This window comes from Kluyvera sp. CHPC 1.251 (assembly GCF_036759945.1).
Lineage (GTDB): Bacteria > Pseudomonadota > Gammaproteobacteria > Enterobacterales > Enterobacteriaceae > Kluyvera > Kluyvera sichuanensis.
Window position 1 is genome coordinate 58,622 of record NZ_JAPKIC010000007.1, and the last position, 22,505, is coordinate 81,126.

A 22,505-nucleotide genomic window follows, 5' to 3' on the forward strand; every position below is an offset into this window, starting at 1 on the left:
TCATCGACTGATGTCACTAATATTCACTTTTTATGCACTTATAGTGAATAAGTGATTTTTGTAACTTATTGATATTCCGTTATCAAACTCCGTTTATGCATTTTTACCTCTCGCTGGCACGAACCGTGCAATCTACATTTAAAGGGAAAAACATCAATTCATTAACATAAAATAAACCATTTATTTACTTATCGAGGTCGCTATGTCTCAGTCAATCAGCCGTCAAAATTTTGATCAGTGGATGATGCCGGTTTACGCCCCGGCAGCGTTTATTCCTGTTCGCGGTGAGGGGGCCTGGCTGTGGGATCAAGAGGGCAAAGGGTATATCGATTTTGCTGGCGGTATTGCAGTAAACGCCCTGGGGCATGCGCACCCAGCGATGGTCCGCGCCCTGACCGAGCAGGCGACGAAGTTCTGGCATACCGGCAACGGCTATACCAATGAGCCAGCGTTGAAACTGGCGAAGCAGCTGATTGACGCCACCTTTGCTGACCGCATTTTCTTCTGTAACTCCGGAGCTGAGGCCAACGAAGCGGCGCTGAAAACGGCGCGTAAGTTCGCCCACGACCGTTTCGGTGCGCATAAAAGCGGCATTGTAGCCTTCAAGAATGCGTTCCACGGGCGCACGCTGTTTACCGTCACCGCAGGCGGACAGCCCACCTATTCTCAGGACTTTGCGCCGTTGCCGCCGGACGTTCGTCACGGGGTTTATAACGATCTTGAATCCGCGCGCATGCTGATTGATGACAGCACCTGTGCGGTAATTGTTGAGCCGATTCAGGGCGAAGGTGGGGTGATTCCGGCGACGCTTGAGTTTTTACGTGAGCTGCGCGAGCTGTGCGATCGCCATCATGCGGTGCTGATTTTCGATGAAGTGCAGACCGGCGTGGGCCGTACCGGTGAACTGTACGCCTATATGCACTACGGCATCACGCCGGATCTGCTGACCACCGCGAAAGCGCTGGGCGGCGGATTCCCGATTGGTGCGATGCTAGCGCGCGAAGAGATGGCGAGCGTCATGACCGTTGGTACCCACGGCACGACCTACGGCGGTAACCCGCTGGCCTGCGCGGTGGCAGGTGAAGTGCTTTCTATTATTAACACACTTGCGGTGCTGAGCGGCGTCAAACAGCGCGAGCAGTGGTTTAAAGAACGACTGCAGGCCATCAACGCCCAGTTTGGATTATTTAAAGAGATTCGCGGCATCGGCCTGTTAATTGGCTGCGCGCTGCGTGACGAATACGCCGGGAAAGCGAAGCAGATAAGCCTGCTGGCAGCGGAAGAGGGGCTGATGGTGCTGATTGCCGGGGCGAATGTGGTGCGTTTTGCCCCGGCGCTCATCGTCAAAGAAGAGGACGTGACGCTCGGTCTCAACCGTTTCGCCGCGGCCTGTGAACGTTTTGTCGCGGGAGAGTCATCATGATGATTATCCGTCCCATCGCGTCCGGCGATCTGCCCGGCCTGCTGAAACTGGCCGGAAAAACCGGCGGCGGGCTGACCTCGCTGCCGCAGGATGAACATACACTGGCGGCGCGAATTGCTCGCTCGCAGGCGACCTGGCAGGGCACGTTGCCGCGCGGTGACCAGGGCTATGTGTTTGTGATGGAAGATACCCGCAGCGGTGACGTGGTGGGCGTGTGCGCCATCGAAGTGGCCGTCGGCATTAACGACCCCTGGTATAACTATCGGGTAGGGACGCTGGTGCATGCGTCAAAAGAGCTGAACGTCTACAACGCGCTGCCAACGCTGTTTCTGACCAACGATCACACCGGCAGCAGCGAACTGTGCTCGCTGTTTCTCGACCCGGAATGGCGTAAAGAGAGCAACGGACACCTGCTGTCATCCTCACGTTTTCTGTTTATGGCAGCGTTCCGCGACTGCTTTAACCACAAGGTGGTGGCGGAGATGCGCGGGGTGATTGATGACCACGGCTATTCACCGTTCTGGGAAAGCCTTGGCAAGCGCTTTTTCTCGATGGAGTTTGCCCGCGCGGATTATCTCTGTGGCACCGGGCAGAAGGCGTTTATCGCTGAGCTGATGCCAAAACACCCGATCTACACCGATTTTCTCAGCGAAGAGGCACGGGCGGTGATTGGGCAGGTGCATCCGCAAACGGCGCCCGCGCGCGCCGTGCTGGAAAAAGAGGGCTTCCGCTACCGCGACTATGTCGACATTTTTGACGGTGGCCCAACGCTGGAGTGTGATATCGACCGCGTAAGGGCGGTGCGTAAAAGCCGTCTGGTGACGGTGACGGCAGGTGAACCAGCAGGGGCCGATTTACCGCTGTGCGTGGTCGCCAACGAACAGTATCAACACTACCGCGCGATGCTGGTCCATGCCGACCCGCAGGCAGAGGTACTGACCCTGAACGCCGAGCAGTCCGATGCCCTGAACTGTCACCCGGGCGACGCCGTTCGCCTGGTGCGCTTATGCCCTGAGGAGAAAAAATAATGAGCCTATGGATAAATGGTCGCTGGCTGCCCGGTCACGGCGAGGCGCGTCGTAGTGCAAACCCGGTGACGGCAGAAGCGGTATGGCAGGGCAATGACGCCGATGCCGCTCAGGTTGAGCAGGCCGTTGCCGCCGCGCGTTCAGTGTTTCCCACCTGGGCACGTCGGCCATTCAGCGAACGTCAGGCCATCGTCGAAGGCTTTGCTGCGCTGCTGGAGGCCCATAAAACCGCGCTGGCCGACACCATCGCCCGCGAAACCGGAAAGCCGCGCTGGGAAGCTGCGACGGAAGTCACGGCGATGATCAACAAAATTGCCATCTCTATCAAGGCCTACCATAGCCGTACCGGGGAGAGCCATACCGAAATGGCCGACGGCGCGGCGACCTTACGCCATCGACCGCACGGCGTGCTGGCGGTATTTGGCCCCTATAACTTCCCTGGACATCTGCCAAACGGCCATATCGTGCCGGCGCTGCTGGCGGGCAATACGCTGGTGTTTAAGCCGAGCGAACTGACGCCTGCGTGCGGCGAGGCGGTGGTTAAGCTGTGGGAGCAGGCTGGGTTACCGGCGGGCGTGCTGAATCTAGTCCAGGGCGGGCGGGAAACCGGTGAAGCGCTCAGTGCTCAGCCGGGGCTCGACGGCGTGCTGTTTACCGGCAGTTCAGCAACAGGGTTCCATCTGCATCGCCAGCTTGCCGGGCAACCACAAAAAATGCTTGCTCTGGAAATGGGCGGCAACAACCCGCTGATTGTCGATGACGTTGCTGATCTGGATGCCGCAGTGCACCTGACCATTCAGTCGGCGTTCGTCACTGCTGGGCAACGCTGCACCTGTGCGCGCCGCCTGCTGGTGAAGCGTGGTGTGCAGGGCGATGCGTTTCTTCAGCGGTTGGTTGAGGTGACGGGGCGCATTATACCGGGCGCGTGGAACGCCGACCCGCAGCCCTTTATCGGCGGGCTTATCTCACCGCTGGCCGCGGAGCGGGTCTACCAGGCCTGGCAGATGCAGGTAGAAAAGGGCGGCAAAACGCTGCTGGCACCACGGTTACTCAAGCCGGGAACGTCGCTGCTGACGCCGGGGATGGTTGAGCTCAGTGAAGCGCACGATATTGCCGATGAAGAAGTTTTTGGGCCGCTGCTTGGGGTGTGGCGCTATGATGATTTTGATGAGGCGATTAGGTTGGCTAACGCCACGCGCTACGGTCTTTCCTGCGGGCTTATCTCACCGGATCGTGAAAAGTTTGAGCGCCTGCTGCTGGAGGCACGCGCCGGGATCGTCAACTGGAACAAACCGCTGACGGGGGCGGCGAGCACCGCACCGTTTGGCGGCACCGGTGCCTCCGGCAACCATCGCCCTGGCGCATGGTACGCCGCGGACTACTGTGCGTGGCCAATGGCCAGCCTCGAATCGCCATTGCTGACCCTGCCCGCGACGCTCAACCCTGGGCTTGATTTTCAGCATGAGGTGCCATCATGAACGCCTGGGAAGTGAACTTTGACGGTCTGCCGGGGTTAACTCACCATTACGCCGGGCTGTCGTTTGGCAATGAAGCCTCGACGAAGCATCAATATCAGGTTTCTAACCCGCAGCGCGCGGCGAAGCAGGGGCTATTAAAGATGAAAGCGCTGGCGGACGCGGGATTTCCGCAAGGGGTGATCCCACCGCAGGAGCGACCGAACGTTGCGCTGCTACGCCAGCTTGGCTTTAGCGGGCGCGACGAGCAGGTGATCGCCAAAGCGGCCGCGCAGGCTCCTGAACTGCTGAGCGCCGCCAGTTCGGCCTCAGCGATGTGGGTAGCCAATGCGGCGACGGTTTGTCCTTCGGCGGATGCGCTGGACGGCAAGGTGCACCTGACGGTGGCAAATCTGAGCAGCCTGCTGCACCGCGCCAGTGAGGCGCCGACCACTCAGGCCATTCTGGAGGGTATTTTTGCCAACCCTGATCATTTCGCCCTGCACCGCGCGCTGCCTTCGGTGGCGGCGTTTGGGGATGAAGGGGCCGCTAACCACAACCGCCTGGGGCGGGATTATGGTCAACCGGGGGTGCAGCTGTTTGTCTATGGTCGTGACGGCGGGCAGGGCAACCAGCCGCAGCGCTATCCGGCTCGGCAAACGCGGGCGGCAAGCGAAGCGGTGGCCCGGCTGAACCAGATCAACCCGAATCAGGCGATTTTTGCGCAGCAAAATCCACAGGTCATTGACCGTGGCGTGTTCCATAATGATGTTATCGCGGTAAGCAATCGGCAGGTGCTGTTCTGCCATGCTGAAGCCTTTGTGAACCAGTCCGCGCTGATGGGCGAACTGGCGAAAAAAGTGCCGGAATTTATGCCGATAGAAGTTCCGTCCTCCAGAGTAACGGTGGATGACGCGGTGTCGACCTATCTGTTCAACAGCCAGCTGCTAAGCAAGCCTGACGGCAGCATGATGCTGGTACTGCCGGGTGAAGCGCAGGAGCACCCGCGGGTGTGGCGCTACCTTAACGATCTGCTGGCGCAGGATAACCCGATAGACGCACTGCGGGTGTTCGACCTGCGTGAAAGCATGGCCAACGGCGGCGGCCCGGCCTGTCTGCGTCTACGCGTGGTGCTTACCGAGGCTGAACGCCAGGCGGTGAATCCGGCGGTAATGATGAACGACACGCTGTTCGCCACGCTGAATGATTGGGTTGATTGCTACTACCGGGACCGGCTAACTCAGGCCGATCTTGCTGACCCGCAGCTATTGCAAGAAGGGCGAGAGGCGCTTGACCGCTTAACCCAGATACTGCGTCTGGGCTCGCTCTACCCGTTCCAGCGCTAAGGAGGCGGTATGAAACAGTTTCTGGCCTTGACGCTTGCGGGGAGGCTGCCGGAGCAGCCTGAGGGAGACACGGCGTACTTCCATTGGGAGTGGCGTGAAGCCGGCGTGCTGCAACTGACGCCGCACGAACCCTGTTCACAGGCGTTGGTGCTGTCCGCGGGCATTCATGGCAATGAGACCGCACCGGTGGAGATCGTCGATTATTTGCTGAAGGCGCTTTTAAACGGTGAGTTTAAGCTGCGTTGGCATCTGCTGGTGGTACTGGGTAACCCACCGGCGCTGCGCGATAACAAGCGCTATCTGCATAGCGATATGAACCGCATGTTCGGTGCGCGCTGGCGGCATTTTCCCGTCAGTGACGAAACCATCCGTGCCGCCAGCCTTGAGCAGACGGTTACCGCGTTCTACCAGCGCTGCCTGGCGGAGGTGCGTTGGCATCTGGATCTGCATACCGCTATTCGCGGTTCGCATCATCAACGCTTTGGTGTACTGCCAGCGCGGGAATCACCGTGGGAAACGCCGTTTCTCCGCTGGCTGGGTTCCGCAGGTCTGCAGGCGCTGGTGTTTCATCAGTCGCCCGGCGGTACCTTTACTCACTTTAGCTGCGAATATTTTGGTGCGCTGGCCTGTACCCTTGAGCTGGGGAAAGCCAAACCGTTTGGGCAAAATGATTTAGGCCAGTTTGCTCTGGTGACGCGGCAGCTCAGGCATTTGCTGGCGGGGGAGATGGGCGGTGGCGCCGACACGGTGCCGCTTTATTACCGTGTCGTGCAGCAGATTACCCGCCGCAGCGCCGACTTCCGGCTGTATATGTCAGCGCAGACGCTAAACTTTACCCCTTTTGCCAGGGGGACGCTGTTGGCGGAGGATGGCGATACGCGTTACGTGGTGTCATCACCTTGCGAATATGTGCTTTTTCCTAATCCTGAGGTGGCGCTGGGGCTGCGGGCGGGATTGATGCTGGAACGTTGCCCTCCAATGGATTAATTAAACTGGGCCGCACGTGGGGGCGCTGCGGCTTTGATTATTTGTGCCAGGATTTATTGCGGATTATTCTTAAGGTTGTGCTTTATTATTAATCATGTCTGCTTTATACTTCTTCAAAATCTCTTCTTAATCAGTTAGTTGATTATTTTTGTTGCAACTCTCCATATTTTTTCCTTAATTTCCTCATAATTGGCACGAAATCGTTTTTTACACTTTCATTGTTTTACGCACGCTCTGATTAATTGACGATAAACCCCGTAAAGTTAATCTCGTCAACACGGCGATGCGCCGTCAGAATAACTGAAAGTAAGGATTCGATGATGAAAAAATTAACTGCTCTGTTTGTTGCCTCTACGCTGGCTCTGGGCGCGGCTAACCTGGCTCACGCTGCGGACACCACCTCGACGACCACCACCGACGCGGCGCAGCCGAACGGTACGATGATGCATCATCACAAAGGTAAAATGGGCCCACGTCATGACATGATGTTCCAGGGGCTGAACCTGACCGATGCGCAGAAACAGCAAGTTCGCGACATCATGAAAGAGAGTCGCCAGCATATGAAGCGTCCGCCGCAGGAAGAGATGCGCGAGATGCACAACCTGATTGCCAGCGACAGCTTCGACAAAGCGAAAGCTGAAGCGCAAATCAACAAGATGGAAGCACAGCATAAAGAGATGATGCTGTCTCGTCTGGAAACCCAGAACAAGATTTACAACATCTTAACGCCGGATCAGAAAAAGCAATTTAATGCCAATTTTGAGAAGCGTCTGACAGAACACAAAGCGCATGAAGGTAAAATGCCGCCTGCGCCTGCTGAATAATATCTTCAGCGCACTGTCTTAAGACCGCCGGAGTTGCCCATAAACGCCATCAGGCAATGGGCAGCTCCGGCGGTTTTTTATTGCCGGTAAATCAAGTAATTATTTCTTCCAGAAATCGTCGAATACGGTAATCGGCGTGCGGCGCTTGTGCTCGGTCTTCAGATACCAGCCTTCGATCGTTTTGGCGATTTCCGCTGGCAGCGTTTTGCCTTCCAGATAGTCATCAATATTGTCGTAGCTGACGCCAAGCGCGGCTTCATCCGGCAGAGAAGGTCGGTCGTCTTCAAGGTCGGCGGTTGGCGCTTTCTTATAAAGGTGTTCCGGGCAGCCAAGTTCGGCCAGTAGCCGTTTCCCCTGGCGTTTGTTGAGGCGGAAAATCGGGTTGATGTCGGTGCCGCCATCGCCGTACTTGGTGAAGAAGCCGGTGATGGCCTCGGCCGCATGGTCGGTACCCACGACGACGCCATGCGTCATACCGGCGATGCTGTACTGGGCCTTCATACGTTCACGGGCTTTTTCATTGCCGCGAACAAAGTCGCTCAGTTCAATACCGGCTTCGCGCAGCGCCTGCTCGCTGGCCAGCACGGCACCTTTAATATTAACGGTCAGCACGCGATCGGGTTGGATAAAGGTGATCGCGTCCTGGCAGTCCTGCTCGTCGGCCTGCACGCCGTAAGGCAGACGCACGGCGATAAACTGCAGTGCGCTGTCGCCGGTTTCGGCGCGCAGTTCATTAATCGCCTGCTGGCACAGTTTGCCGGTAAGGGTAGAATCCTGACCGCCGCTGATGCCAAGAACTAACGATTTGATAAATGGATAGGTTTTCAGATAATCCTTGAGAAAGTCTACGCTGCGGCGGATCTCTTGTTGCGCGTCAATCTGTGGTTTTGCGCCGAGTGCCTGAATAATGTCTTGTTGTAATGCCATTTACCCCTCCGGAATGTGTGTGCCAGCCTGAAAATCGCGTGTCGTTGGCCCATCAGAACAAGGTGTTAAAACTACCTCTTTGACGGTAAAACGACAAGGATCACCGTTTTGACTGCTGGATATTAGTCCGATTTACCGTGGGTTACGGTAATCAATGCGCCTTGTAATTTGATAAATAGCAATATTTATTCCAGGCTTAATGGACACCAACAAAAAAGGAGAGGGAAGATGAACAAGAATATAGCAGGGCTTCTGGGTGCAGCAGCGGTAATGACCATGCTGGCAGGCTGTACCGCCTACGACCGTACCGCCGATCAGTTCACGCAACCGGTGGTCAAAGATGTGAAAAAAGGGATGAGCCGCTCTCAGGTGATGCAGATTGCCGGTAAGCCATCCACTGAAATTAAGATGATTCATGCTCGTGGAACCTGCCAGACCTACATTCTGGGTCAAAGAGATGGTAAAACAGAAACCTACTTTGTGGCGCTGGATGACACCGGCCACGTCATCAACTCTGGCTACCAGACCTGCGCCGAGTACGACACAGACCCTGCCGCCAAGAAGTGATCCTCGTGCATTTATAGGATTCGTACGAAAGCCCGACCCGTGTGTCGGGCTTTTTTATGAGAAATGATGCTTATTTCTTGTCGCGAATTATTTTGAGTAAAGTGTGAAGGTAGTCAAAACGAGAGGTCAATGAGAGACAATTTTTGGGTGTTGAGAATTATCCGTACACAAATTGTTGCCGTATACTCATCCCATAAACAGAAGAAACTCATCTGTTACATACGAGGGTAGTGGGCACATGGAACATCGCCCGGTGATGACAGATTTCACAAGTTGAGGAAGCGTGAATGGAAAAGAAACATATCTATCTATTTTGTTCTGCAGGCATGTCCACTTCATTACTGGTCTCCAAAATGCGAGCTCAGGCTGAGAAATACGAAGTGCCAGTAATTATTGAAGCATTCTCTGAAGCGTTCGCTGCAGAAAAAGGCCCAGAGGCAGATGTTGTTCTGCTTGGTCCACAAATCGGCTATATGCTGAACGATATTAAAAAGATTCTGCCAAACAAGCCGGTTGAAGTTATTGACTCAACGCTTTACGGCAAGGTCGATGGTTTAGGTGTGTTAAAAGCAGCTGTTGCTGCAATTAAGAAGTCAGCTGCGCAGTAATTTTATATTTATTTTTCCCGTCAAAGAGTTATTTCATAATTAATCGCCGCAATATTGGTTGCGGCCTTTTAAGGGTATTTTTCTATGAGTAAAGTGATCGATTCGCTTGAAAAGGTACTCCTTCCTTTTGCTGTTAAAATAGGAAAGCAGCCCCACATCAATGCCATTAAAAACGGTTTTATTAAATTAATGCCGCTGACCCTTGCGGGGGCCATGTTCGTCTTAATTAATAACGTTTTCCTGAGTTTTGGTGAGGGGTCATTCTTTTATTCAATGGGGGTCCGCCTGGATCCATCAACCATTGCGACCTTAGACAGCTTTAAAGCCATCGGCGGTAACGTTTATAACGGTACCTTAGGCATTATGTCGCTGATGGCGCCTTTCTTTATCGGCTCTGCATTAGCAGAAGAACGTAAAGTTGACCCAATGGCAGCAGGCCTGCTGGCGGTAGCGGCATTTATGACCGTCACCCCATACAGCGTCGGCGATGCCTACGCTGTCGGTGCAAACTGGCTGGGTGGTCAAAACATTATTTCCGGTATGATCATCGGTCTGGTTGTGGCGGAACTGTTCACCTTCGTTATCCGTCGTAACTGGGTGATTACCCTGCCGTCGAGCGTACCGTCTTCGGTTGCGCGCTCCTTCTCGGCGTTAATTCCGGGCTTCCTGATCCTGTCTATCTTCGGGATTCTCTCCTGGATTCTGACCTCTTACGGCAGCAACTTCCACCAGATCATCATGGACTCCATCTCCAAGCCGCTGGCGGCGATGGGTGGCGTGGTAGGTTGGGCGTATGTGGTATTCAACAGCCTGCTGTGGTTCTTCGGTGTACACGGTTCCCTGGCGCTGACGGCGCTGGATAACGGCATCATGACCCCATGGGCGCTGGAAAACATCGCGCTGTACAACCAGTACGGTTCCGTTGACGCTGCGATTGCCGCTGGTCAACAGTTCCACTTCTGGGCGAAACCGATGCTCGACTCCTACATCCTGCTGGGTGGTTCCGGTGCGACCTTGGGTCTGATTATCGCTATCTTCATTGCATCCCGTCGCGCTGACCATCGTCAGGTGGCAAAACTGGCTCTGCCATCCGGTATCTTCCAGATTAACGAACCGATTCTGTTTGGTCTGCCGATCATCATGAACCCGGTGATGTTCATCCCGTTCGTACTGGTACAGCCGATTCTGGCAGCTATCACCCTGGCGGCCTACTCCATGGGCATCATTCCTCCGGTGACTAACCTGGCACCGTGGACCATGCCTACCGGCCTGGGCGCATTCTTCAACAGTAACGGTAGCGTTGCCGCCCTGATTGTTGCGCTGTTCAACCTTGGTGTCTCGACGCTGGTTTACCTGCCATTCGTGATGATTTCGAACAAGGCGCAGGCCACCATTGAAGAAGAAGAAAGCGAAGAAGACATCGCTGCCTCTCTGAAATTCTAATGCCAATGCGGTATGGAGCGAACCTCCATACCGCCCTCACAAAAGGGAATAGTTATGTTTGATCTGGATAATGTTGTTGCTGAGGACGTGCAGGAAAACGATCTCGAAGAAGTGGTGATGGGCCTGATTATCAACTCAGGGCAGGCTCGCAGCCTGGCATACGCCGCGCTGAAACAGGCGAAGCAGGGCGATTTTGAAACCGCTAAAGCCACGATGGACCAGTCCCGCATTGCGCTGAGCGAAGCGCACCGCGTGCAGACTCAGCTGATTGAGAGCGACGAAGGCGAAGGCAAAATGAAGGTCAGCCTGGTGCTGGTCCATGCGCAAGATCATCTTATGACTTCAATGTTAGCTCGCGAGCTGGTTGCTGAATTGATCGAACTTCACGAGAAGGTACAATAGGCTTTTCCCTATGAGGCAACCAAAGATGATCACCATGGAAATCAACACCGCCCGAGAACAACAGCTCTTTAACGGTAAAAATTTTCATGTCTTCATCTACAACAAAACGGAAAGTATCAGTGGGTTACACCAGCACGATTACTACGAGTTCACTATCGTACTGACCGGCCGCTATTATCAGGTGATAAACGGTAAGCGGGTCATGCTGGAGCGAGGAGACTTTGTTTTCATCCCGATGGGGTCGCATCACCAGAGCTTCTATGAGTTCGGTGCCACGCGCATTCTCAACGTGGGGATCAGCAAAGATTTCTTCGATACGCACTATCAGTCGCTGATTCCGTTTGCGCTGGTTGCTTCGCAAGTCTATTCGATCAAAAGCACGTTTCTGAGTTACATCGAGTCGGTTATTGCCTCACTACACTTTCGCGAAACGGAATTCGACGAATTTATTGAACTGGTTTCCTTCTACGTGATTAATCGCTTACGCCATCACCGGGAAGAGCAGGCGCAGGATGTGACGCCGCCGTGGTTAAAAGCCACCGTAGAAGCCATGCACGATAAATTAAAATTTGGTGAGGGCGCGCTGGAAAATATGGTCGCATTATCCGGGAAAACCCAGGAATATTTAACGCGAGCCACCCAGCGATATTATGGCAAAACACCGATGCAGATTATTAATGATATCCGCATTAACTTTGCCAAGAAACAACTGGAAATAACCAACTACTCGGTAACCGATATTGCGTATGAGTCAGGTTACAGCAGTCCAAGTCTGTTTATCAAAACATTCAAGAAGCTGACCTCATTCACGCCAAGTAATTATCGGAAGAAACTGACAGTTATCAAATAACGCGCTACGAAATTATTTCGTAGTTCTGAAACAAAGTATTTAGCTCACCGCATATTATGCGGCGGGTAAGCCACGTTTAGCTTGTGGATCTCGAGGGAGAAAAGTATGAGCCAGAAATTGAAAGTCGTTACTATTGGTGGTGGTAGCAGCTATACGCCGGAATTACTGGAAGGTTTTCTTAAACGCTATCATGAGCTGCCGGTAACGGAACTGTGGCTGGTTGACGTCGAAGGCGGCCAGGAGAAGCTGGATATCATCCACGCACTGTGCGAGCGCATGGTGGAAAAAGCCGGTGTGCCGATGAAGGTCTATAAGACGCTGAATCGCCGTGAAGCGCTGAAAGACGCCAACTTTGTCACCACCCAGCTGCGCGTAGGCCAGCTGAAAGCCCGTGAAAAAGACGAACGTATCCCGCTGAGCCACGGTTACCTGGGCCAGGAAACCAACGGCGCGGGCGGCCTGTTTAAAGGTCTGCGCACCATTCCGGTGATCTTCGACATCATTAAAGATGTTCAGGAAGTCTGCCCGGACGCGTGGGTCATCAACTTCACCAACCCGGCCGGGATGGTGACCGAAGCGGTTTATCGTCACACTGACTTTAAACGCTTTATCGGCGTGTGCAACATTCCAATCGGCATGAAGATGTTCTTCACCGACGTGCTGCGCCTGACCGAGAAAGACGACCTCTCCATCGACCTGTTCGGCCTGAACCACATGGTGTTCGTGCGCGACGTGCTGGTCAACGGCGAGTCTCGCTTTGCGGAACTGCTGGACGGCGTCGCCTCCGGTACGCTGTCGGCGAATACCGTGAAAAACATCTTCGATATGCCGTTCAGCGAAGGGCTGCTGCGCTCCCTGAACCTGCTGCCATGCTCTTATCTGCTGTACTACTTCAAGCAAAAAGAGATGTTGGCCATCGAAATGGGCGAATACTACAAAGGCGGCGCGCGCGCCCAGGTGGTACAGAAAGTCGAGAAACAGCTCTTCGAACTGTACAAAAACCCGGATCTGAACGTGAAGCCAAAAGAGCTGGAACTGCGCGGCGGGGCGTATTATTCCGATGCGGCGTGCGAGGTGATCAACGCTATCTACAACGATAAGCAGACTGAACACTACGTCAACATTCCACACCACGGTCACATTGATAACATCCCGGCAGACTGGTCTATCGAAGTGACCTCCATTCTGGGCCGTGATGGTGCAAAACCGCATCCACGCGTGACCCATTTTGATGAAAAAGTGTTGGGCCTTATCCACACCATCAAGGGTTTCGAAGTGGCGGCAAGCCAGGCGGCGTTGAGCGGTGAGTTCAATGACGTGCTGCTGGCGCTGAACTTAAGCCCGCTCATCCACTCTGATAAAGATGCAGAGGTTCTGGCACGCGAATTGATTCTGGCCCATGAAGAATGGCTGCCGAACTTCGCTGCCACCGTGGAGAAACTGAAACAGTGACAGGAGGCATGATGGAACGTCTGTTAATCGTCAATGCCGACGATTTCGGTCTGAGCAAAGGCCAGAACTACGGCATCCTTGATGCCTGCAAGCATGGCCTCGTCACGTCGACAACCGCGCTGGTGAACGGCGCGGCTATCGACCACGCGGCGCGCATCAGCCGCCGTACGCCGGAGCTCGCCGTTGGCATGCACTTTGTGCTGACTCTGGGCGAACCGCTGTCATCCATGCCGGGGCTGACCCGCGAGGGCAAACTCGGCAAGTGGATCTGGCAGATGGCGGAAGAGGGTTCGCTGCCGATGGATGAAATTGCCCATGAGCTGGAGTGTCAGTATCGTCGCTTTATCGACCTGTTCGATGCCGAGCCGACACATTTTGACAGCCATCACCATGTGCATATGATCCCGCAAATCTTCCCGCTGGTGGCCGAATTTGCGAAATCGAAAGGCATTGCGCTGCGTATTGACCGCACCATTCCGTATCCCTTTGAGATCCCGGAAGGAATACGAAGCACCGCGGCATTCAGCAGCGAGTTCTACGGTGATGCCGTGACCGAAGCGCTGTTCCTGCAGGTTCTGGACGCCTCTATGGCGCGCCAGGAGCAGTCTCTGGAAGTGATGTGCCATCCGGCGTTTGTCGACCGGACGATTATGGGCAGCGCGTATTGCTACCCGCGTCTGGATGAGCTGGATGTGCTGACCTCCGAATCGCTGAAGTACGCGATTGCTGAACGAGGTTATCGTCTCGGAACCTACCGCGACGTGTAAGACGTGTCTTGTGTTACCCCCTCAACCCTTGCCCGGCAGCATTCCTGCCGGGCTTTTTTGTGTATGACGCGCCCGGACGATTCCTGCTATCATAAGACTTTCCTGCTTTTGCCATTAATGATTGTGAATTTAACTGCTTATGAAACCGCTTCGCCAACAAAAACGGCAGATTATCAGCTATGTACCGCGTACCGAACCCGCTCCGCCCGACCACGCCGTTAAAGTCGAAGGCTTTCGCGACGTCTGGCTTTTGCGCGGCAAGTATGTGGCGTTTGTGCTGATGGGTAGCGCGTTTTGTCGCTCGCAGGCGTTCTCTATTCCGGAGTCGGCCCAGCGTTGGGCAGTGCAGATGCGGCAGGAAGGGGATATCGACGCGTAACGGCGTGATACAGATATAAAAAAACCGCTGGTGAAAACCAGCGGTTTTTTTGTCGCCCGGACAAGGCGGAACGCCAACTCCGGGATCGCCCCGGCGTCGCTTTCGCTCGGCCGGGCTACGGGTTAGCGGTGAGCTAACTCGGCGTCTTCTTCGCTATTCAGCACATCTTTGTCGGTCTGGCGCAGCCACTGGCTGGTCAGGGTACCGGCAGTCATGGAACCGCTCACGTTCAGTGCAGTACGGCCCATGTCGATCAACGGTTCGACGGAAATCAGCAGCGCAACCAGCGTCACCGGCAGGCCCATTGCTGGCAGCACGATAAGCGCAGCGAAGGTGGCGCCGCCGCCCACGCCTGCAACCCCAGCGGAGCTGACGGTCACGATGCCGACGAGCGTAGCAATCCAGACCGGATCCAGCGGGTTAATGCCTACGGTTGGCGCAACCATCACCGCCAGCATTGCCGGGTACAGACCTGCACAACCGTTCTGACCAATGGTGGCACCAAAGGAAGCAGAGAAGCTGGCGATAGACTCTGGCACGCCCAGACGACGGGTCTGCGCTTCCACGTTCAGCGGAATGGACGCGGCGCTGGAACGGCTGGTGAAGGCGAAGGTCAGCACCGGCCAGACTTTACGGAAGTATTTCAGCGGGCTAACGCCGTTGGCACCCAGCAGAAGGCCGTGTACCACGAACATAATCAGCAGGCCCAGGTAAGAGGCGATAACAAAGCTGCCCAGCTTGATGATGTCCTGCAGGTTAGAACCGGCAACCACTTTGGTCATCAGCGCCAGCACGCCGTATGGCGTCAGCTGCATGACCAGGCGAACCAGCTTCATTACCCAGCCCTGCAGGGTATCGATAGCGGTCAGCACACGCTTGCCTTTCGGCTCGTCATCTTTCAGCAGCTTCAGCGCGGCCACGCCGAGGAAAGCGGAGAAGATAACGATGCTGATGATGGAGGTCGGGTTAGCGCCCGTCAGATCGGCAAACGGGTTTTTCGGCACGAAGGAAAGCAGCAGCTGCGGCACGGTCAGATCTGCGAGCTTGCCGACGTAGTTGCTCTGAATCGCGTTCAGACGCGCGGTTTCCGCAGAACCCTGCACCAGACCTTCAGCGGTCAGGCCGAAGAGGTTGGTGACCAGCACACCGACCAGCGCCGCAATCAGCGTGGTGAACAGCAGCGTACCGATGGTCAGGAAGCTGATTTTACCGAGCTGAGAGGCGTTATGCAGGCGGGCAACGGCGCTCAGAATAGAGGCGAAGACCAGCGGCATGACGATCATTTGCAGCAGCTGTACATAGCCGTTGCCGACAATGTTGAACCACTGGATGGAATCTTTCAGCACCGGGTTATCGGAACCGTAGATCAGCTGCAAGGCGAGGCCGAAGACCACACCAATGACCAGGCCGACCAGTACTTTTTTAGCCAGACTCCACTGCTTATGGCGAGTCTGCGCCAGAGCAAACAGCAGTACCACGAACACGATAATGTTCGCTATTAATGGAAAATTCATCCCCGTTCTCCTGAAGTATTATCCACGGCGTTCAGCGGCAATAGAGAAAGCCGCGACGCGTGTTTTTTTAGATCAAATCCGTAAAGATTTGTCTGGATGTGAGAAGGTTAACAGAAGTGTATTAGTCCGCTTATATCCAAATGGAATGGATTATGCCAAAAGTGTGATTTTCGCTGGATTATTGTTCAACGTGTCGACCAATAAAGCGATTGAAGTCCGTCTGCAGCATATTGATCATCGACGATGACCAGCGCACCGCGCCGTTGTCCGGCAGCGACTGGGGCATAAAGACGGCGTAGGCGAACAGCGCCATGCACAGCACGCGCTCAAGCTGGTTGCCTTTACGCGGAGCGAGAATCGGCAAACGAAAACGCCAGCGGCATGGCCAGAGCAGCGGCACACCCGCAGGGGTAAGCATATCGGCAAGAATATGGCTGAGATAGCCCAGCACCATCCCCTGTACCGCATCGGCCGGAACAATCCAGCTGTCGGGCACTTTCAGATAGAACAGCGTCAGCGCGCCAAAGACGGCGAGCAGACTGTGGGTGAAACCCCGGTGTCCGCAGAGTCGTGCGATGGGTTTGGAGAGCCAGCTAAGCCGCTGCCCGAGCAGCGAGCGCGGGTGATCGATATCCGGGAGCAGACAGGTCAATATCGCCGACGGCACAATATGCCACCAGTCCCCCTGAGCGAGAACTGGCGTGAGCTCGGCATTTTTAGCAAACACCGCGCAGGCGATGGAAAAGAGCAGATGACCTTCCGCCGTCATGATAAAACCCGTTATTCTGTAAATTCATACAGTATAGGGTTTTTATACAGTAGGCGGAAGAGGTTACAGTGTAACTCTTTGTCAAAAATTAGCGCGCCAGCCAGCCACCGTCGACGGCAATGGTGTAGCCATTGATGTAATCAGAGGCGGATGAGGCGAGGAAGACCACCGGGCCCTTCAGATCGTCCGGCGAACCCCAGCGTCCGGCCGGGATGCGGTCGAGGATTGCTTTGCTGCGTTCGGCGTCTTCGCGCAGCTGCTGGGTATTGTTGGTGGCCATATACCCTGGCGCAATGGCGTTGACGTTAATCTGATGCTGAGCCCATTCGTTAGCCAACAGGCGCGTAATGCCGAGCACACCGCTTTTTGAGGCGGTGTAGGATGGCACACGAATGCCGCCCTGGAAAGAGAGCATTGAGGCAATATTAATAATTTTTCCGCCATCGCCCTGTTTCAGAAACTGCTTCGCAACGGCCTGGGAAAGAAAGAATACTGATTTGATATTGAGGTTCATCACTTCATCCCAGTCCTTTTCGCTAAAGGAGAGGGCATCTTCCCGGCGAATAGTCCCGGCGTTGTTGACCAGAATATCGATACGCCCGGCAGCAGCTATGGCGGCAGGTACAATATCGGCGATGCTTTCAGGCTGGCTGAGATCGGCCTGAATACTGTAAAGGCGTCGGCCCAGCGCCGCGACTTTTTCCGCAGTCTCCTGCGGTATCCGGCGACTAACGCTGACAATATCGCACCCGGCTTCCGCCAGCCCCAGTGCCATGCCCTGGCCCAAACCTTTATCGCACCCGGTCACGAGCGCTACTTTACCTTGCAGATTAAAAGCGTGAAGAATCATGTCGACCCCTGTATGCGGTTTTTATCGTTATGAGATGACCTACAGGGCTAAAGCATAGAAGGGTAGAATCGAATATTCAAATAAAAATAAAACAGCGTTTCATTTTTTATGATGAAGGTATCATTTGCGGGCACGATGAATGCCCGCAAAATTATTACCCGAGCAGATCTTCGCGGGTCAGAAACGCCAGCGTCGGCAGCTTGACGTCCGCCAGGCTGAAACGCGGGTCGAGCTGGCTTTCAGCAGCGGGCACGACAATAGAGCGCATACGCGCCGCTTTGCTGGCAATCATACCGTTGACGGAATCTTCCAGCGCCACGCACTGCAGTGGGCTAACGCCGAGCTCGGCCGCGCAGTTGAGGTAAACCAATGGGTGCGGTTTGCTGTAATCGAGTTTGTCGGCAGAGGCCAGCGCGTCAAACTGATGGCGCAGGTCGAACATGGTCAGTACTTTTTCCAGCATATACAGCGGGGAGGCCGACGCGAGACCCACTTTCAGCCCCTGCGCTTTGCATAGCGTGACGGCTTCGCGGACGCCCGGCAGCAGCGGACGTTTTTCTTCCACCAGTGAAATTACGCGCGAAATAATACGCTCTACGACAGTGGCGCAGTCTGGCCCCGTCCACGGTTGTTGCCCGAACCAGAGATCCACCACCAGATCGATGCGCAGACCGCGGGTGTCAGGAAGCTCATGACGGCGGGTAAAATCCACGCCCAGTGCGCCGAGAATTTCGTGTTCGCTCTGTTCCCACAACGGTTCTGAATCAATCAACAAGCCATCCATATCGAAAATCGCGGCACGTATTTGACGCTCGGTGGACATAACTTCCTCTCCTTTAGGGTAACAAGTTCAGCAATGGTATATCATATCGCGCGTAAAGTCGGGCGAAAGTCACCTTCTACGGATAGACTCAATAAGCACGTAGCCCGAGAACAGGCGTCTTAACAAGGGGAACCCATGACGTATCAACAAGCTGGACGCATTGCCATTCTGAAGCGGATTGCCGGGTGGGTTATCTTTATACCTGCGGTGATCTCAACGCTGATTTCCGTACTCAAATTTATGTACGAACACAGCGCAAAACAGCCGGGAATCGATGCTGTCATGATGGATTTCGTGCACGTGATGGTCGAAATGATGCGTTTCAATACGCCATTCTTAAATATCTTCTGGTACAACTCGCCACAGCCGGATTTTCACAACGGGCTGAACATCATGTTCTGGGTTATCTATGCGCTGATTTTTGTCGCGCTGGCGCTGCAGGACTCCGGCGCGCGGATGTCGCGTCAGGCGAAATATTTGCGGGAAGGGGTGAACGATCAGCTGATTCTGGAGAAGGCGAAAGGGGCAGAAGGGCTCAGTCGTGAAGCGCTGGAAGCACGAGTCGAAGTGCCGCGTCACACGATTCTGGTACAGTTTTTCCCGCTCTATATTTTGCCGATTATCATCATCGTGATTGGCTACTTTGTTTTAAAGGTGCTGGGTTTTCTTTAAGCCCGCCACCACTTGGCCTACAAACAACAAGCCCGGCAATCGCCGGGCTTGTTGTTTTATGCCGCTGGAATAGCGCGCGGTTTACCCTGAGGGTCAACCGCGACGTAGATAAACAGCGCTTCGGTGGCCTTGTAGCGCTGGCCAATTGGCTCCGACGAGACCTTTTTCACCCACACTTCAATATTGATAGTGACTGAGGTGTTACCACGCTTTACGCAGCGTGCGTAGCAGCACACCACATCACCTACCGCAACGGGACGCAGGAAGGTCATGCCATCGACCCGGACGGTCACTACGCGACCGTGAGCCACTTCCTTCGCCATAATGGCGCCACCAATATCCATTTGCGACATTAACCAACCGCCGAAAATATCACCGTTGGCGTTGGTATCCGCAGGCATAGCTAACGTGCGTAATACCAGCTCACCCTGAGGCGCGTCATTTTGTTGTGTCATGGTTCTTCTCTGTACTTACTTATGGTCGTCTTGCGGCATATGGCGATAGATGTACACGCCGCTCAGCACGGTGAACACCAGCGTCAGGGCGGTTAAGCCAAACACCTTAAAGTTTACCCAAATTTCCTGTGGCAACCAGAAAGCGATATAGATATTGGCCAGGCCGCAGAGAATAAAGAACACCGCCCAGGCCAGATTCAACCGTGACCATACGGTTTCCGGCAGGGTGAGCTCTTTTCCCAGCATGCGCTGGATCAACGGCTTTTTCATCACCCATTGGCTCACCAGCAGCGCGCCAGCAAAGAGGGCATAAATCACCGTCACCTTCCATTTAATAAACTCATCGTTATGGAAGAAGATAGTCAGACCGCCAAACACCGCCACCAGAATAAAGGTGATCAGCGCCATTTTTTCAACTTTGCGATAGCGTACCCAGCTGTAGATCAGCACCACGGCGGTGGCCACGATCAGGGCGCTGGTGGCCGCATAGATGTCATAAATCTTGTAAAAGGCGAAGAAGACAACCAGCGGTAAGAAATCCAGAAACTGCTTCATACTTCGATTCCGTAGTTCAGCGCTGCCCACCGATGGGCAGCATCAGTTTATTGACGAATAAGCATATACACGCGGAATAAATAGATCAGCAACAGTGCGGAAACAAGGTTGCTAAGGGTATTTACCACCACCGCGCCGAGGTAAGGCGTCAGCACGGCAAAGCTGGAAGCCATAAGCAGCAGCAGCGTTTTTGCCAGCATCCAACCGATAACCGCCGGTGCGATAAGACGGATATTCGCCCAGCCCAGACGCGTACTGACGCGCACGGCAGAGAACACGCCAAGCTTATCCTGCACCAGGATGATTGGCGCGAACGCCAGCACGATAGCCAGCAGAATGCCCGGGACGATAACCAGCATCATACCCATCTGGATCAGGAAGGTACTGATAAAGATAAGCACAAACAGCTTCGGCAGCACCGGTGCGCTTGCGCCGATAGCGCGCAGGGCGCTGACGCGGTGTCCGGCAGAGATCAGCTGAATAAGCAGCAAAATTCCGCCCGCGAGAACCGCGTTACCGATGAGCCCCGAAAAAGTTGAGGCCGCTGAGGAGCGCAGCAGAATTTGCTGCTGCTCCGGGGTCATGTTCTGTACCAGATCGAACAGGCCGGTGCTGCCCGCCAGGTTATCCCCAACGGTTAGCGTTGCCAGCTGATCGTCGCTAGGTGAGAAGGCATGGCCGAGCACTACGGTGATAAATGAACAGAGCAAAGCAATCAGTAAGATGGTGACAAACTGATTACGGAAAAAATTACCCGTGTCACGGTATACAGACTGCGCCGTGATAGACATGCACTCTCCTTGAGTATGGCAGGTGTTGATTAGCCGGCAATTGTACCGCAAATCGTGTTGCCGTAGCACGTCCCGCGCGAGCCGGGCTAAGTATATCTTTGTAAAGAGAAACTCACGGCAGGGTGCACGGTAAGCGCGTGTCGGTTTCCGCAGTACATTGTTCCAGCGTTCTTATCATTCAACGATTGCTGTAAAAACGATGACATAGCCGATTTTCCTGGGGAAATCATAGAATTGATATGAGTGCAAATGACGCATTTGCAGAAAATGGCAAAAATTAATCTGGATCAATAAATGTTAAATCTAATGATTTAGTGTGATCTGGGTAGGATCAAAGGTAACTCGTTATGGGTATATTTGCCGCGCTTGAAAAACCATAATGAGGAAGTGGATATGAAAAAGTTAGCAGCGGTTGCATTAATGTTGAGTACCTTTTCCGGCGGCGTCTGGGCGCACGAAGCAGGTGAGTTTTTCATCCGTGCAGGTTCGGCGACCGTCAGGCCAACGGAAGGGTCTGATAACGTATTGGGTAGCCTCGGTAGCTTTAACGTTAGCAACAATACGCAGCTCGGCTTGACCTTTACCTACATGGCCACGGACAACATCGGTATTGAGCTGCTGGCCGCTACACCGTTTCGCCATAAGGTTGGAACCGGGCCGACGGGGAATATCGCCACCGTGCACCAACTGCCACCGACGCTGATGGCGCAGTGGTACTTTGGCGACGCGCAGAGCAAGGTACGCCCGTATATTGGCGCGGGTATCAACTACACCACCTTCTTTGATAACGACTTTAACGATACCGGTAAAAAAGCCGGGCTTTCTGACCTGAGCCTCGACGACTCCTGGGGAGCTGCAGGGCAGGTTGGTCTGGATTATCTGATTAACCGCGACTGGCTGCTGAACATGTCGGTCTGGTATATGGATATTGATACTAACGTTAAATTTAAAGCGGGAGGGGTCAACCAGAGCGTGAGTACGCGTCTTGACCCGTGGGTATTTATGTTCTCGGCGGGCTATCGGTTCTAACGCTTCTGGCAACGCTGGTCATTCTATGGTCAGCGTATTCTCTCGCCAGGAATGTTCCGTATTTAAAGTATACATTCCTTTTTCTTAGTCACCGTAAATAAAAGCCCTTACTATTGATAGCGCACTATTTTATCAATGAAGTCAGCTTTAACGGTGGGTGCGAAAAAGAGAACAGGAATGGCAAACAAATACCTCAATTACAACACGCGAACGGAAGCACTTCGGCAGTTGAAAGCACCAGGGGATAGTATTCTGATAGTGCCCTATAACGATGGTGGTTTTCAGCGGGAGTCGACCAGTTTAAAGGCCGCCGCCATTAAGCAGAGTATGAAGATCGAGTTGAAATCTGTGCTGCTGGTGGTGGAGGGTGAATTGCCACAGCGTTTTTTACGCGTGACCAAAGTAGCGTAATACGTAATGAACTACGGATGGTAATAATAAGGCTCCGTTAGGAGCCTTATTATTATTTAACGAGCTGAGCGTTGCGTACGAAGCCCTTATCTTCCACGATCCGCAGCAGGTGACCTGCTTTTCCCCAGTCGCCGTTAGACTGCTGGCGCCAGCCTCTTTCGACCAGATATTCTTCAGCG

25 protein-coding genes are annotated in these 22,505 nt (G+C 54.2%); 17 read left to right on the forward strand and 8 right to left on the reverse strand.

The window, feature by feature from the left end:
• Window positions 1-202 precede the first annotated feature (202 nt).
• From V6940_RS14555 to spy, 6 genes are all read left to right on the forward strand, one after another.
• Complete coding sequence (locus V6940_RS14555; protein WP_333496345.1) at window positions 203-1,423, forward strand: aspartate aminotransferase family protein; 1,221 nt, start codon at window positions 203-205, stop codon at window positions 1,421-1,423.
• A complete protein-coding gene (astA, locus tag V6940_RS14560; RefSeq protein ID WP_333496346.1) occupies window positions 1,420-2,451 on the forward strand; it encodes an arginine N-succinyltransferase in 1,032 nt (343 codons plus the stop codon). The genes V6940_RS14555 and astA overlap by 4 nt, the downstream gene beginning before the upstream one ends.
• Window positions 2,451-3,929, forward strand: a complete 1,479-nt coding sequence (gene astD / locus V6940_RS14565; RefSeq protein WP_333496347.1) for a succinylglutamate-semialdehyde dehydrogenase — start codon at window positions 2,451-2,453, stop codon at window positions 3,927-3,929. Before astA ends, astD begins: the two co-directional genes overlap by 1 nt.
• A complete protein-coding gene (gene astB, locus V6940_RS14570) occupies window positions 3,926-5,251 on the forward strand; it encodes an N-succinylarginine dihydrolase (protein ID WP_333496348.1) in 1,326 nt (441 codons plus the stop codon). Before astD ends, astB begins: the two co-directional genes overlap by 4 nt.
• A gap of 9 nt (window positions 5,252-5,260) precedes the next feature.
• On the forward strand, window positions 5,261-6,238 hold the full coding sequence (astE, locus tag V6940_RS14575; protein WP_333496349.1) for a succinylglutamate desuccinylase: 978 nt from the start codon (window positions 5,261-5,263) through the stop codon (window positions 6,236-6,238).
• Between the two features lie 317 nt (window positions 6,239-6,555).
• Window positions 6,556-7,062, forward strand: coding sequence for an ATP-independent periplasmic protein-refolding chaperone Spy (spy, locus tag V6940_RS14580; protein ID WP_333496350.1), 507 nt, complete (start codon window positions 6,556-6,558; stop codon window positions 7,060-7,062).
• Window positions 7,063-7,161: 99 nt separating this feature from the next.
• Here spy and nadE read toward each other — a convergent pair whose 3' ends face one another.
• Window positions 7,162-7,989, reverse strand: coding sequence for an ammonia-dependent NAD(+) synthetase (gene nadE / locus V6940_RS14585; RefSeq protein ID WP_333496351.1), 828 nt, complete (start codon window positions 7,987-7,989; stop codon window positions 7,162-7,164).
• 228 nt (window positions 7,990-8,217) lie between these two features.
• Here nadE and osmE point away from each other — a divergent pair, with 228 nt between their 5' ends.
• From osmE to cedA, 8 genes are all read left to right on the forward strand, one after another.
• A complete protein-coding gene (osmE, locus tag V6940_RS14590) occupies window positions 8,218-8,556 on the forward strand; it encodes an osmotically-inducible lipoprotein OsmE (protein ID WP_333496352.1) in 339 nt (112 codons plus the stop codon).
• 287 nt (window positions 8,557-8,843) lie between these two features.
• A complete protein-coding gene (locus V6940_RS14595) occupies window positions 8,844-9,164 on the forward strand; it encodes a PTS sugar transporter subunit IIB (RefSeq protein WP_035897020.1) in 321 nt (106 codons plus the stop codon).
• Between the two features lie 84 nt (window positions 9,165-9,248).
• The gene (chbC, locus tag V6940_RS14600; RefSeq protein WP_333496353.1) at window positions 9,249-10,607 is read left to right on the forward strand and encodes a PTS N,N'-diacetylchitobiose transporter subunit IIC; all 1,359 of its coding nucleotides are present in this window, start codon (window positions 9,249-9,251) and stop codon (window positions 10,605-10,607) included.
• Between the two features lie 54 nt (window positions 10,608-10,661).
• Window positions 10,662-11,009, forward strand: a complete 348-nt coding sequence (gene chbA / locus V6940_RS14605) for a PTS N,N'-diacetylchitobiose transporter subunit IIA (RefSeq protein WP_333496354.1) — start codon at window positions 10,662-10,664, stop codon at window positions 11,007-11,009.
• A 25-nt stretch (window positions 11,010-11,034) separates the two neighbouring features.
• A complete protein-coding gene (chbR, locus tag V6940_RS14610; protein WP_333496355.1) occupies window positions 11,035-11,859 on the forward strand; it encodes a transcriptional regulator ChbR in 825 nt (274 codons plus the stop codon).
• Window positions 11,860-11,964: 105 nt separating this feature from the next.
• The gene (locus tag V6940_RS14615; RefSeq protein WP_185665999.1) at window positions 11,965-13,311 is read left to right on the forward strand and encodes a 6-phospho-beta-glucosidase; all 1,347 of its coding nucleotides are present in this window, start codon (window positions 11,965-11,967) and stop codon (window positions 13,309-13,311) included.
• A gap of 11 nt (window positions 13,312-13,322) precedes the next feature.
• On the forward strand, window positions 13,323-14,078 hold the full coding sequence (gene chbG / locus V6940_RS14620) for a chitin disaccharide deacetylase (protein WP_185666000.1): 756 nt from the start codon (window positions 13,323-13,325) through the stop codon (window positions 14,076-14,078).
• Window positions 14,079-14,217: 139 nt separating this feature from the next.
• Window positions 14,218-14,457, forward strand: coding sequence for a cell division activator CedA (gene cedA / locus V6940_RS14625; protein WP_185666001.1), 240 nt, complete (start codon window positions 14,218-14,220; stop codon window positions 14,455-14,457).
• Between the two features lie 122 nt (window positions 14,458-14,579).
• On the opposite strand, the gene V6940_RS14630 is transcribed toward cedA, so the two are convergent.
• From V6940_RS14630 to hxpB, 4 genes are all read right to left on the reverse strand, one after another.
• Complete coding sequence (locus V6940_RS14630; RefSeq protein ID WP_185666002.1) at window positions 14,580-15,971, reverse strand: L-cystine transporter; 1,392 nt, start codon at window positions 15,969-15,971, stop codon at window positions 14,580-14,582.
• A 178-nt stretch (window positions 15,972-16,149) separates the two neighbouring features.
• On the reverse strand, window positions 16,150-16,740 hold the full coding sequence (locus V6940_RS14635) for a metal-dependent hydrolase (protein WP_185666003.1): 591 nt from the start codon (window positions 16,738-16,740) through the stop codon (window positions 16,150-16,152).
• Between the two features lie 88 nt (window positions 16,741-16,828).
• Entirely contained in the window at window positions 16,829-17,590 is a 762-nt protein-coding gene (gene kduD, locus V6940_RS14640) for a 2-dehydro-3-deoxy-D-gluconate 5-dehydrogenase KduD (RefSeq protein WP_333496356.1), read from the reverse strand.
• Window positions 17,591-17,744: 154 nt separating this feature from the next.
• The gene (gene hxpB, locus V6940_RS14645) at window positions 17,745-18,413 is read right to left on the reverse strand and encodes a hexitol phosphatase HxpB (RefSeq protein ID WP_333496357.1); all 669 of its coding nucleotides are present in this window, start codon (window positions 18,411-18,413) and stop codon (window positions 17,745-17,747) included.
• A gap of 135 nt (window positions 18,414-18,548) precedes the next feature.
• Here hxpB and V6940_RS14650 point away from each other — a divergent pair, with 135 nt between their 5' ends.
• Window positions 18,549-19,085: a YniB family protein gene (locus V6940_RS14650; protein ID WP_333496358.1), complete on the forward strand. Its 537-nt coding sequence runs from the start codon at window positions 18,549-18,551 to the stop codon at window positions 19,083-19,085.
• A gap of 56 nt (window positions 19,086-19,141) precedes the next feature.
• Here the strand turns inward: V6940_RS14650 and yciA are convergent, their stop codons facing one another.
• From yciA to V6940_RS14665, 3 genes are read right to left on the reverse strand one after another with little or no spacing between them, the layout of a single operon-like run.
• Window positions 19,142-19,540 (reverse strand): acyl-CoA thioester hydrolase YciA, encoded by a 399-nt coding sequence (gene yciA, locus V6940_RS14655; RefSeq protein WP_333496359.1) that lies wholly within the window; start codon window positions 19,538-19,540, stop codon window positions 19,142-19,144.
• Window positions 19,541-19,555: 15 nt separating this feature from the next.
• On the reverse strand, window positions 19,556-20,095 hold the full coding sequence (locus V6940_RS14660) for a septation protein A (protein WP_185666008.1): 540 nt from the start codon (window positions 20,093-20,095) through the stop codon (window positions 19,556-19,558).
• Window positions 20,096-20,142: 47 nt separating this feature from the next.
• Window positions 20,143-20,886 carry a YciC family protein gene (locus V6940_RS14665; protein WP_333496360.1) on the reverse strand — a complete coding sequence of 248 codons (744 nt, stop codon included), beginning with the start codon at window positions 20,884-20,886 and terminating at the stop codon, window positions 20,143-20,145.
• Window positions 20,887-21,279: 393 nt separating this feature from the next.
• Between V6940_RS14665 and ompW the strand changes: the two genes are divergently transcribed.
• Window positions 21,280-21,915: an outer membrane protein OmpW gene (gene ompW / locus V6940_RS14670; protein ID WP_333496361.1), complete on the forward strand. Its 636-nt coding sequence runs from the start codon at window positions 21,280-21,282 to the stop codon at window positions 21,913-21,915.
• Window positions 21,916-22,092: 177 nt separating this feature from the next.
• The gene (locus tag V6940_RS14675; protein WP_185666011.1) at window positions 22,093-22,326 is read left to right on the forward strand and encodes a hypothetical protein; all 234 of its coding nucleotides are present in this window, start codon (window positions 22,093-22,095) and stop codon (window positions 22,324-22,326) included.
• The last annotated feature ends 179 nt before the right edge of the window (window positions 22,327-22,505 follow it).